General features: G+C 44.8%; 9 protein-coding genes. 4 read left to right on the top strand and 5 right to left on the bottom strand.

Annotated elements, in window-relative coordinates:
- Positions 1-10 precede the first annotated feature (10 nt).
- From AC4E8D_RS11170 to rpiA, 3 genes are read right to left on the bottom strand one after another with little or no spacing between them, the layout of a single operon-like run.
- Positions 11-472 carry a MarR family winged helix-turn-helix transcriptional regulator gene (locus tag AC4E8D_RS11170; protein WP_017689273.1) on the bottom strand — a complete coding sequence of 154 codons (462 nt, stop codon included), beginning with the start codon at positions 470-472 and terminating at the stop codon, positions 11-13.
- 15 nt (positions 473-487) lie between these two features.
- Complete coding sequence (locus AC4E8D_RS11165; protein WP_486095334.1) at positions 488-1087, bottom strand: GNAT family N-acetyltransferase; 600 nt, start codon at positions 1085-1087, stop codon at positions 488-490.
- Between the two features lie 25 nt (positions 1088-1112).
- Positions 1113-1784 (bottom strand): ribose-5-phosphate isomerase RpiA, encoded by a 672-nt coding sequence (gene rpiA / locus AC4E8D_RS11160; protein WP_047842431.1) that lies wholly within the window; start codon positions 1782-1784, stop codon positions 1113-1115.
- Positions 1785-2294: 510 nt separating this feature from the next.
- Here rpiA and AC4E8D_RS11155 point away from each other — a divergent pair.
- Positions 2295-4037 (top strand): methyl-accepting chemotaxis protein, encoded by a 1743-nt coding sequence (locus AC4E8D_RS11155; protein ID WP_339301755.1) that lies wholly within the window; start codon positions 2295-2297, stop codon positions 4035-4037.
- Positions 4038-4083: 46 nt separating this feature from the next.
- A complete protein-coding gene (locus AC4E8D_RS11150; RefSeq protein WP_490206239.1) occupies positions 4084-7791 on the top strand; it encodes a non-ribosomal peptide synthetase family protein in 3708 nt (1235 codons plus the stop codon).
- Between the two features lie 115 nt (positions 7792-7906).
- On the opposite strand, the gene AC4E8D_RS11145 is transcribed toward AC4E8D_RS11150, so the two are convergent.
- Both AC4E8D_RS11145 and AC4E8D_RS11140 read right to left on the bottom strand, forming a co-directional pair.
- On the bottom strand, positions 7907-8527 hold the full coding sequence (locus AC4E8D_RS11145) for a TraX family protein (RefSeq protein ID WP_237176010.1): 621 nt from the start codon (positions 8525-8527) through the stop codon (positions 7907-7909).
- Positions 8528-8604: 77 nt separating this feature from the next.
- A complete protein-coding gene (locus AC4E8D_RS11140) occupies positions 8605-9063 on the bottom strand; it encodes a GNAT family N-acetyltransferase (protein WP_260632960.1) in 459 nt (152 codons plus the stop codon).
- Positions 9064-9306: 243 nt separating this feature from the next.
- Between AC4E8D_RS11140 and AC4E8D_RS11135 the strand changes: the two genes are divergently transcribed.
- Both AC4E8D_RS11135 and AC4E8D_RS11130 read left to right on the top strand, forming a co-directional pair.
- The gene (locus tag AC4E8D_RS11135; protein WP_221824268.1) at positions 9307-10752 is read left to right on the top strand and encodes a spore germination protein; all 1446 of its coding nucleotides are present in this window, start codon (positions 9307-9309) and stop codon (positions 10750-10752) included.
- Positions 10753-10778: 26 nt separating this feature from the next.
- Positions 10779-11897 (top strand): Ger(x)C family spore germination protein, encoded by a 1119-nt coding sequence (locus AC4E8D_RS11130; protein ID WP_490206238.1) that lies wholly within the window; start codon positions 10779-10781, stop codon positions 11895-11897.
- The last annotated feature ends 30 nt before the right edge of the window (positions 11898-11927 follow it).

Here is an 11927-nt window from a genome sequence, read left to right as displayed (position 1 = left end):
CTGACCTGCGTTATGAACGCAAGTCAGTTTTCCCTTCTGCAGCCAGTCCCAGCTTCTTCAACATCTTAATCGCATCCACTTTCTCAGAAGGATCAAGTCCTTCCAAAGCATCAATGATGACCTGATGATGTTGAGGAAATATCTGTGTGAACAATTCTCTTCCTTCCTCGGTTAACTCAGCGTAAATGACACGCCGATCTTCCTTGGATGGTCGACGAAACAGCAGATTTTTATTTTGCAACTTATCTACAACGTACGTAATATTACCACTGGACATCAAGACCTTTTCACCAATCTTTTGCAATGCCTGCGGTCCCTTATGATATAACAAATCAAGCACACCAAATTCTGTCGTATTCAGTCCGTGACTCTGGATGTCCCGATTGGAACGTGAGGTCACAGAATTGTAGGCCCGAACAAGAACCACGAATAATTGTAAAGACAGTTCCCGGTTGTCCTCCGTGTTCAGCATTTCAATAATCCTCCATCAGTTGTTTACATTTCGGCTCGTATGGGGGGCCAGCTTCTGCTCCCACTCCTCACGGAGCATCCCCATACGAATTGAATCATAGTACTGCCCACGAACGATACGACACTTCCGCATTCGCCCCTCCACCTGAAATCCGGCTTTCACAGCCGCACGCATCATTCGTTCATTACCAGACCAAGTAGTCAATCCAACCCGAACCAAAGGCAGCTGTTCGAACAAATGACTTGACCACATGACAAGTGAACGTGTGCCAACCCCACGTCCCCACTGAACAGATCTGTATATTACAATCCCCATTTCCAGCCACATGGATAACTCATCTTCTATGTAATAGCTGATTGTACCCACAATTTGTCTGTCGGATTCAATGATACGGATTGATACGGGTTTGGAATCGCCTGGATCTACGTCCATACGTTTGAGCATACCTTGTTCAAAACTTTCATAACTTTCGTGTTTAAGTGGGTAATAGGGTGCATCCCATTGCTTCCATTCAGGTACGTCATCACTGTAGATCAATTCATAGAGTTCTTTCAGATCCTGTTTCTCCACACACCTGAGTACAAGTTCACCATCAACGATTGGCAGTTCTTTCATACGATGAAAAGCACCCTCTTCCATATTAAGAACGATGAAGCTCTTCGATACTTCCGTCCGCATTGGCAAGAATGACTGTACTAGCCATATCCACAAATAGTCCGTTATCAACAACACCTGGTAACATGTTCAATTGAACATTAAGATCCGCAGCGTGATCAATCGCCTCCAAGTGGCAATCTGCTATCAGGTTTCCGTTGTCTGTCAGATAACGTTGCTGTCCATCCATCCGCCACTGTGGTTGACACCCCAATTTTTCGAGCGCCTGGAAGGTCCACTCAGAAGCAAATGGAACCACCTCAACTGGAAGCGGGAATTTCCCCAACTTTTGCACAGCTTTGCTGCCATCCGCCACAATAATCAATTTGTCACTATTGGCTGCCACGATTTTCTCACGCAAAAGAGCCCCGCCCCCCCCTTTAATCAGGTTAAATTCGGGATCTACTTCATCAGCGCCATCAATGGTCAGATCCAGACGCCCAATCTGGTCAAATGGTACGATGGGAATCCCCCATTCACGGGCAAGTTTGTCCGAAGCCTCTGAAGTGGCAACCGCTTGAATGTTCAATCCATCGCGTACCCGCTCACCGATTCGGCAGATGGCATAATAAGCTGTTGAACCTGTACCCAATCCAACCTTCATTCCATCCTCAACATATTCTGCCGCACGCTCTGCTGCTATCTGTTTAAGATTCATCTATAAACCCCCGCTGCTCATAATTTGAGAAATGCATATGTAGTTATTATAGATAAAACCGCTTCCGATGTATATCCGTGCCTTCTGTTGCATCTTTGCCAACATATTTTTGTTTGGTTGAAGGATGTATTTTTACCCACCATGTTATAGAATACAGAATGAAGCTAAAAAATGGGAAATTTTAAAATAAACAGTTCTAAATACCTATAAACCATCTGATATGTCCATAAATACGTAAAATATTAAAAAAATTTTAACGATACTATTCAATTTAACGACATTTTATACGACATATTAATTATAGATGTGTTTTAATAATTAGACACCTATGGTTCATACGGTACATAAGTCTCTACGAAAGCGACTGATAAACCAAGACCATGGTCGCATAAATTTCCTTTGGAGGGGATCACGGAATGATCTAGTTCACTGTACCAATGCAAACCTAAAGTTTCTTAATTTAAAGAAGATCAGGAGTGGAATTTAGTGAAATCATTAAGTTGGAAAAGCATGTCGTTTTTCTCCAAAAATTTGTTACTCTCATTTACTAATATCGTTATCATCGGGGTAGCACTTATCGCAAGCAGTTACTATTTTCAAAAAACAGTTCTTGTTGATCAACTGCATGGACAGGTGGAGCAAATTACCAAGAAGTGGGCTGAAGATATCAATCCTGCCGAGGTACAAGCTGCTATTACGGAAGGTAGCTATGATGGAGCAACACAAACGAAATTACGAGCGTATTTCGATGAAATGCAAGAATATTATCCTAACATTGCACAAGCCTACATCTTCGGTGTTGAGCTCGGTGGCGATAACAAGAGATTAACTTCCCTTGTAGCGATGCCGACCAACCTAAGAGAGGCTTTTCAAAGTGAGAACGTAAATATTGGTGACATGTATGAGCAGCCAGTCGTTGTAGCCAATGCACTGAAAGAAATGCTTAATACGGATCGCCCAACATTCACAACATTTTATTCTGATGATTTCGGTACATGGACAACCATTGCATATCCTATCAAAGACAGCAACGGTAAGATTTTCTCATATTTTGCCGTTGATGCAGATGCATCAGCCGTACCCGCGGGACTGAACTCCTTGCTCAAAAACGGAATTATCATCCTTGTGGCCTTCTTGCTGTTATTCCTGATTATCCAATACCTTGTAGTTAAAAACACACTTTCCCCTATCCGTCACTTGATCAAAGGAATTGATGACGTCAGTCGGGGTAATTTGAATGTCAACATTCCGACAGGCAAAGACGATCTGGGACTCGTTAACGAGAAGTTCAACACCATGGTTCGCAAAATCAACGATACGATCGTAAAAGTGCAAATCACATCTCAAGAAGTAAATCAGTCTGCCAAAGAGCTATATGAAGTTTCCGAGCGCAACAGTGAGAATGCAGATTCTATTAATAATAATGTGACTCAAATTACTTCCAACATTCGTTCACAGGAACAGGCAACCCGGGATAGTGCACGTGCCATGTCCGAGATGGCTACCGTAATCCAGACGATTGCCAGCAGCTCGGCAAGTGTAGCGGATGAAGCCTATGAGATGGAACGTCGTTCGCAACAAGGTAACAGCGTTGTCCGTCAGGTATCTGAACAGATGAATCTGATTACGGAATCGGTTAAGAATACCGCTTCTGCCATTGAGGTTCTGGAGAGTCGTTCACAGGAAATCGGCGATATTCTCAATATTATCTCGGGAATCTCCAGCCAGACCAACTTGCTTGCTCTTAATGCATCCATTGAAGCAGCTCGTGTTGGTGAAGAAGGAAGAGGATTTGCAGTTGTTGCAGGTGAAGTACGCAAACTTGCCGAGCAGTCTGAACAAGCAACCAGCCAGGTTGGCGTGTTGATCCAAGAGATTCAAGCTGGAATTAAACAGGCTGTACGTGCTATGGAACAAGGTACTTCAGAAGTAGATACAGGGCTCAGCGTAGCCGATCAAACAGGACAACTGTTCGAAGATATTTTAGAAGCAGCGAAAAAGGTATCTAATCAGATTCAGGAAGTATCAAGCGCGACGGAAGAAATCTCTGCGAGTACGGAGGAAATGACCGCTACAGCAGACGACTTGTCTTCAAGCGTAAGTAAGACAGCAAACAGCAGTGAACAGATTTCCTCATCTGTTGATGAGCAAAAAGCATCTTTGATTACACTGGTAGACTCCTCCACACGTCTTAACAGCATGTCTGAGGAACTCCAAGAATTGATCTCTCATTTCAATGTAAGCAAACAATAATTCAAATCCAAAAACATTCGGTTTGAACCAAGGAGGAATAACTGAAGTGATTGAAAACCAAGCATCTTCTTCCCATTCCACGGAATCTAGCTTGCCAGTTCTGCAGATTCCACTGGATTTTGGGCGACGTCAACAATCATTCTCTTATCAGTCTGCTCAAATCACATTACATGCTTCTCTGAGCCGTGAACTTAAACAGAAGTATGGAGAACAGATGGTGTACCCGGTACTCCTCTCAGCTTATGCAGCCTTGTTATTCCGATTGTCAGCTGAACAGGAACTTGCCATAGGTATACTTTCCCCAGATCAGGCAGCTTCCTATCTTTCATTACAGATTCAGGGAAAATTGACCTTCAGCCAACTATGTCATGAGGTGTCAGAGCAGCTCAAGATTGAATACACGTTGCAAAACGGTGGATACCCTGAAACGTTTTTTATGCTGAATAGTGTGCAGTTGCCTCAAGCTCCTCAAATATTAAACTGGAACGTTCGAGATGATCAGAACATGCTCATTCTCGATCTGTTCTATGATAGTTCACTGTTGAAAGAGTCTACCGTGCTGAGATATGCAGAATATTATCAGACTCTTCTACTCGCCCTAGTGCGTGACGGTGAAAAAGCAATCGGTACGGTAGATATTCTTTCCGCCTCAGATCGATTGCTTTACCGTGAAATGAACGATACTTCTGTTCTCGAACCAGAGAACCAAACGGTTCATGGCTGGTTCGAAGCAACGGCAGCGGCATATCCGGATTCACCGGCGATAACATCGCCATCCAAAAGTTATACGTACAGGGAATTGAATGAACGAGCTAATCAGGTTGCACGTGTTCTGTTATCCAATGGATTGCAGAAAGGTGAATTCGTCAGTATCTTTATGGATCGAAGTCTGGAGACCATCATCTCTCTGCTTGGTATTCTGAAAGCAGGTGGTGCATATGTTCCGATCGACCCTGAGCATCCACAAGAACGTAACAGTTATATCGTGGAAGATACGGCGTCCTCATTCGTGCTGACAACGGAGGCTTCTTATGCCCAAGCTTCCAGCTTGTTCTCCAGTATAGCTACGGTCCGTCAGATTCTCGCTGTGGATGGTCGTTTAGCCGGATTTGCTGCAAGTAATCCCAATCTGGATATTCAGCCAGATGATCTTGCGTATATTATCTATACGTCAGGGTCGACCGGTAAACCCAAAGGTGCACTGATTGCCCACCGGGGTGTAACCAATCTTGGCAGTGTGGTTCAGCGTGATTGTGACATTCAACCAGGTGATGTATTAACCCAGTTTGCCACATACAGCTTTGATGCATCCGTGTGGGATACCATTGGCGCCTTGTTCTATGGAGCAGAATTATATCTATTGTCTGCGGAAGAACGTGTATCCGTTGAAGAGTTCGCAAGTGCAATTGAACGGACAGGAACAACCATCATTACGATACTGCCTACGATTTTCTTCAATCAGCTTGCTTCCTACTTATCCGATGAAGGTTTCCACAAGCTGGCCAAAGTCAGAATCATTACTGTAGCCGGAGAAGCGTTATATGGTGAACAAGTTCGTGCCTTCCAGCGTAAATTTGGAAACCAGATTGATATTGTTAATGTGTACGGACCTACCGAATGTACAGTAGCCACAACTACTCACCGCATCAGTGAGCAGGTTCCCGAACATGTGGTGAACATCCCTATCGGTAAACCGATTCATAACTATAAAGTATACATTGTAAATGAAGAACAACAGCTCTGTCCCGCAGGTGTACCTGGTGAGGTATATATTTCTACCCCTGCACTGGCCAAAGGTTATCTGAATCAGCCAGAACGTACAGAGCAAGCATTCATTGAGAACCCGTTTGCCATAGGTGAGAAAATCTACAAATCTGGCGATATTGCCAAATTGCTGGATTCCGGGTTGCTTGAATATGTTGGTCGCAGTGACTCACAGCTAAAAATTCGTGGTCACCGGATTGAGATTGGGGAGATTGAAGATCACTTTGCACGGCTTGATCAGATCCAGAACGTTGCCGTCATTCCGAAGAAAGAATCCGACGGACAAAATATGCTGGTTGGTTACTTTACATCGAAAGATGGCAGTACGCTCTCTGTTTCGGACATCAAGGCAGAACTGACGGAGAAACTTCCTTCTTATTTTGTACCGAAGTGGATCTGTCAGCTGGATGAAATGCCGATTGCACCGACTGGAAAAATCAATCGCAAAGCGATGGTATCCCTGCCTCATGTGGAACGACATGAAGATCGTCCTGACCGAGTCATGCCTGAGACGGAGACGGAATCCATTATCCTGGACGCATGGAAAGAAATCCTTCAGCATGATGACTTCGGTGTCGAAGACAGCTTCTTCAATATTGGTGGGGATTCACTCCGGGTCATTCATGTACTGGTCATTCTGAAGCCACATTATCCGCAACTGAAAATTGCCGATTTCTTTGCCGAGAAAACAGTCCGCGCTCTCGCTCGTCGTGTGGAAGTATTGTCTCTCAGTGCAGCAGAAGTTACGGATTCAGTGGTGACCGATGGTATGATTACACAATTATCCGAACACCCTGTGGAGCTAACATCCCAGTTGGGGTATCCGCTCATTCGTGAACCTGAGCATGTGTTACTGACCGGAGCAACTGGTTATCTGGGCTCTCATGTGCTGCAACAGTTAATTCTGAATTCCAGTACACGAATCTACACCCTTGTTCGTCGACCATCCAATGGAATAACTGCAATGGAACGTTTGACTAACGTACTGGAAGGTTATTTCGGCAAACAACTGACTGACCAGCTCTCCACTCGTGTGGAGATTATTGAAGGGGATCTCGAACAACCTAATCTTGGTCTGTCCGCTGAACAAACGGCTTATGTACAGGATCGAATTGACCGTGTCATCCACTGCGCTGCAGACGTACGTCATTTCGGAGATGCCGACCAGTTCGCCAAAACAAACGTGGAAGGAACGGTCGCATTGTTAGACTTGATTCGCAGCAAACCAGGTGCTTCCTTCCACCATGTATCCACGATGGGTATTCCGGAAGATCTGGCACTCAGCGGACAATGGGAATCTTCCCTGCAATATTTTCGGTTCCCGGCTGACTTGCATGTGGACAACCTGTATTCGGACAGCAAGCTTGAAGCCGAGAAAGTGCTCATGATTGCCGCTGAGCAAGGTGTACCTGTCAGCATCTATCGTGCAGGTAACCTCACTTGCCACTCTGAGACTGGACGCTTCCAGTCCAATATTGATAGCAACGCCTTCTATCGTATGATCAAAGCGATGTTATTGCTCGGTAAGGCTCCTGCAGCTGACTGGATGGTTGATTTTACACCGATTAACTATGCAAGTGAAGCGATCGTTCATCTGGCCTTACGTCAGGATACCGCCGGTCGTGTATTCCACATCTGTAATCCGGAGCCTATCCGCTATGATGAGCTGATCCGTTCTGTGAATCGGGCTGGTTACGAAGTCGAGACGCTACCATTCGCGGATTACACACGCTGGTTGTTCGATGCGAGCATCAGCAAGGAGCCGGAAGCTCTTCAGTTGGCTATTGCACAGCTTGAAGGCGACGGTGCGAAGGATTCAGCATATGTCTATGCTTGCCCTGTCACAACGGCTTATGTGGAGCCTGCCGGAATCTCATGTGCGAGAACAGATGATCGCTTCATCTCCGCCATGTTGGACTACGCCGTTCAGATTGGATATTTCCCGTCTGCAATCCGGCACCATAACGGCACTTCTACAGCGATGGAGTAAGTTTCACTTAATCATTAGCATTAATTAATAAATAAGGTCATACGAAGAGAAGCCATCTATCGTCATTCACTGACGATAAGATGGCTTCTTTACTTCGCATTTTTGGATCATTCTTTTAGACCCATCGGATAATTGCAATAATGGCGAGATGCGCAGGATAGAAATAGCGCCACACCCAACGTGGACCTTTCATACGGAATCCCGCTTGGTAATACTGAGCAATAGCAATGCCGGCGGTTGCGAGCACACTATACATTTGCACAGAGCTGTTATGCAGCAGAAGATATAGTGCATTTAACAAGACATGTGCCACGACAAGTACAGGACCCTGGAAATAGCGGAATAACAGAACCAATAACAACCCGTACATCCCGTAATCCATTTGGCTAATTTCCATGAACCAACCTGCTCCAATTACAATCGGAATCCCCAATAGTTTGGATGGCAATTTATCAATAACGAATAATACCAACAGGGCTGACCATAATGTCCATACCACGTTCAGAGAATAATGATTAAACGCAGCCATGAACGGCACCTGTGATATGATCGCGATCCAGAACAGCCGCCATATGTATTTTTGCACGTCTCGTGTATGTTTATAACCGATATATACTGCAAATGCATAGATTGGAAAAGCGATACGACCTATGATCCTCAACTCTATAATATGTGGAAAAAAGACAGCCCCTATATGATCAATTAACATCGTGATCATGGCAATCCACTGCATCATTTTGCGACTCCCCTCCCTTGTTCCCGACGACACGAGTCTGCCATTCATTTATATAGTGCGTCTTTTTGAGCAACCTCTTATACATTAAGTTCATAATACATGAATTTGGTATCCTGTGCATATCCTTCGGATTCATATAAAGCTTGGGCTTGCTTGTTATTTAACTCAGTTGACAGTGATATACGAAGAACTCCACGTTCAGATGCCAATTGCTTGGCTGCTTGCAAGAGCTTCCTCGCAATGCCTTGCTGACGATAATTCGGATGCACATATAGATCATTTAGCACCCAGACAGGCCCCATCGATACCGAACTGAAACTGGGATATAGCTGAACAAATCCAGTACAAATTAAGCCATTCGTGAGTGGCTTTTCTGCTACCAAAATCACCGATTCATGGCGTTCCATTCGTTCTCCAATATACTGACGTGCTGCCTGAATGTCAGCATTTTGGTTGTAGAACATCCTGTACTCATTGAACATTTGTCCCACTTCGTTACAATCTGAAAGACCCGCTTGTCTGATTCGATGCTGCATTTCACTCAACTCCTCTGGGATGGAGACCATCGTCTCATCGTTTGTATTTCTTCAATTGTAAAACAGTCCCCTCCCTTTCCCCATTCATCATCTGTATCAATGTTTGTAGTATCCAGAACTTTTCTCTAGAGATACCGAACATTCATCGTTCGGAGTATATTTCAGTCGAAGCGTTGCACACTATAGTATCGCTCATAGCGGACAGGCAACCGAGCCATTCATTGATTTAGGAGGAAGGGATCTATGAAAGAAAGCATTCTGATACAGGTGCAATCACGTCTAATCGGCGTGGCAGATATGATCTATCAGCCTCTTCAGATCGGTCCGCTCCATTGCACTTTGCTCTATATTCAATCTATTGTCGATACACAGATCATGCGTGAAGCTATTGTCAAGCCTTTGCTTGAGGAGGCTGCACGGAACGAGGTCGGTCCCGATTTCATTACGCAAGTCGTGAGCGGAACCTTTTTTTCTCTTGAAAACGAGCACAGGGATTCAGCGGAAACGTTGGTAGATGATATCGTAACCGGTAACGCAGCACTCTATATCGAAGGCATGTCTGGCATGATCATTTTTTCAATTCAATATTATCAGAAGCGCTCCGTACCTGAATCAACAAATGAAGTCGTCGTCGTTGGCCCCCAGGAAGCATTTATCGAAGATATTAATGTAAATATGTCTCTGCTGCGACACAAAATCAAACATTCCGATTTTAAAATGATCAAATTTACCATCGGCAAATATACCAAAACCGAAGTTTTTGTTATTTACATTCAAGGATTATGCAAACCTGAGATTTTGGAAAATGTATTAACCAGTCTGGGTGAGATTGATATGGACAGCAGTCTCGGGGTCAGCTATCTATCAGAGTTTCTGGAAGACCATCCGCTTTCTCCATTTCCACAGTATCAATATACCGAAAGACCAGATACCGTTGCAGCTGCTCTCGTAGAAGGACGAATCGGGGTCATGCAGGATGGAACACCCTTCTCCCTGCTTATTCCAGTCACATTTTTCTCTTTGATGCAGTCGTCCGAGGACTATTATCAGCGGTTCCATTCGGCTTCATTTATCCGAATTATCCGTTTGCTGTTTGCCGTCATTGCTTTCCTGCTGCCCTCCGTATATGTAGCAGTTACTACATTTCATCCCGAGATCATTCCAACCAATCTGCTCATTACAATTGCCTCCGCGAGAGAGAACATTCCTTTTCCGGCATTAATTGAAGCCTTCATTATGGAGATTACCTTCGAAGGATTACGTGAAGCCGGAATACGTATTCCCAAGCCGCTTGGACAGACGGTTTCTATTATTGGCGGTATTGTCATTGGACAAGCTGCTGTACAGGCAGGTATAGTCTCTGCCCCTTTGGTTATTGTGGTGTCCATTACAGGCATTGCAGCCTTTATTATTCCGCATTTCGAGTTAGGTCTGGCCTTCCGACTGCTCCGCTTTCCTGTCCTGTTGATGGGTGGAACACTGGGCCTATTCGGTGTAGTCATTTCTATCTATCTGTTGTACTGGTATATGGTCAGCATGCGTTCATTTGGTGTTCCGTACATGCAGCCTTTTGCCCCACTCGTCCTGCGTGATTTTAAGGATACGTTTATTCGGGTACCTTGGTTCTTGATGAAAAAACGAACCAAAGCCTATGCGACCGATAATGAAAGGAGGCAGGATACATCATAATATTTCGAAAGTCTCCCCTTCCACTTATGGTCGTCATTATTTGTTGTCTGTTATGTACCGGATGCTGGTCGAAAGTCGAGATTAATGAGCGCACCTTTATTACGGCCATGTACGTGGACAAAGCAGATACTCCTGGAGAGATCGAGGTCACCCTTAGCATGCCGCTCCCCAATCGTCTTTCTCCCGAAGGTGGGGGTACAGGCAAAGATCCCTATGCAGCGGTTTCGGCAACTGCACCGACAATTGCCGATGCGATAGAGCGTATCCAGACAGACTTGACACGTAAAATATCCTGGGGACATACGCGAGTGATTGTCTTTGGCCAAGCTTATGCACGTGAGGGGATTGAAGACACGATGGAATGGATTGCACGTCAGCCCCTTTTCCACCTGAGCAGCTACGTAATGGTTGCGAATGGCAGAGCCAAGGACGTTTCTGATCTGACTCCGGTGTTCGAAGAAACGCCGAGTGACGTGCTTCGGGAATTCTCCACCGAGGAAAACCTGCTAAAAACCCAGGTGTTAAGCATATTTACATCCGATAAAATGAATCAGGGATTTGCCTCATCGATGTTAGGCAGCAAACAAACCAACATGGTCAGTGAAGAGGGAGAATCCAAAAAGTGGGTCAGTCAAATCGGTGGCTCCATATTCAGTCAGATGCGGATGGTTGGAACACTCTCACCGGATGAAGCACGCGCTGTTGCCTGGGCAGGACAAAACCTGGATTCGATGACCATTTCGGTTAGAACCAAAAAACAAAAAGCAAGCATGAAGTTATACCGCATGCATTCGGATATACATGTAAAGCTCCAGAATGGTGAACCACATTTTGTAATCAATTTGTCGGGCAAAGCGGAGTTGAATTCGGTCATTCCTGTACTAAAGGCCGAAGATATTGTTGGGATTAAGGACATTGAACAAGCTGCTAATGAAAAAGTGAGTGCTCATCTTACTCAGGCCATTCAAACCGCGAAACACCAAGGCTCCGACATACTCATGCTTGGATATCGGCTCGAATGGAGATATCCGAAGGTATGGAAGAAGCTGCGGCCTACATGGATCGACTATGTAAAGAATGATCTTCAGTTTACTGTCAACACAAATATCAACATTCAGTTTGTTGGCTCGGAGTCAAGCTTCTAGCTTGCACGGGAATGGATTTTTAAGGAGGTT

Source organism: Paenibacillus sp. SRL342 (assembly GCF_984798905.1).
The sequence above is the reverse complement of the archived record's forward strand: the minus strand, read 5'-3'. Positions and strand labels throughout refer to the sequence as shown.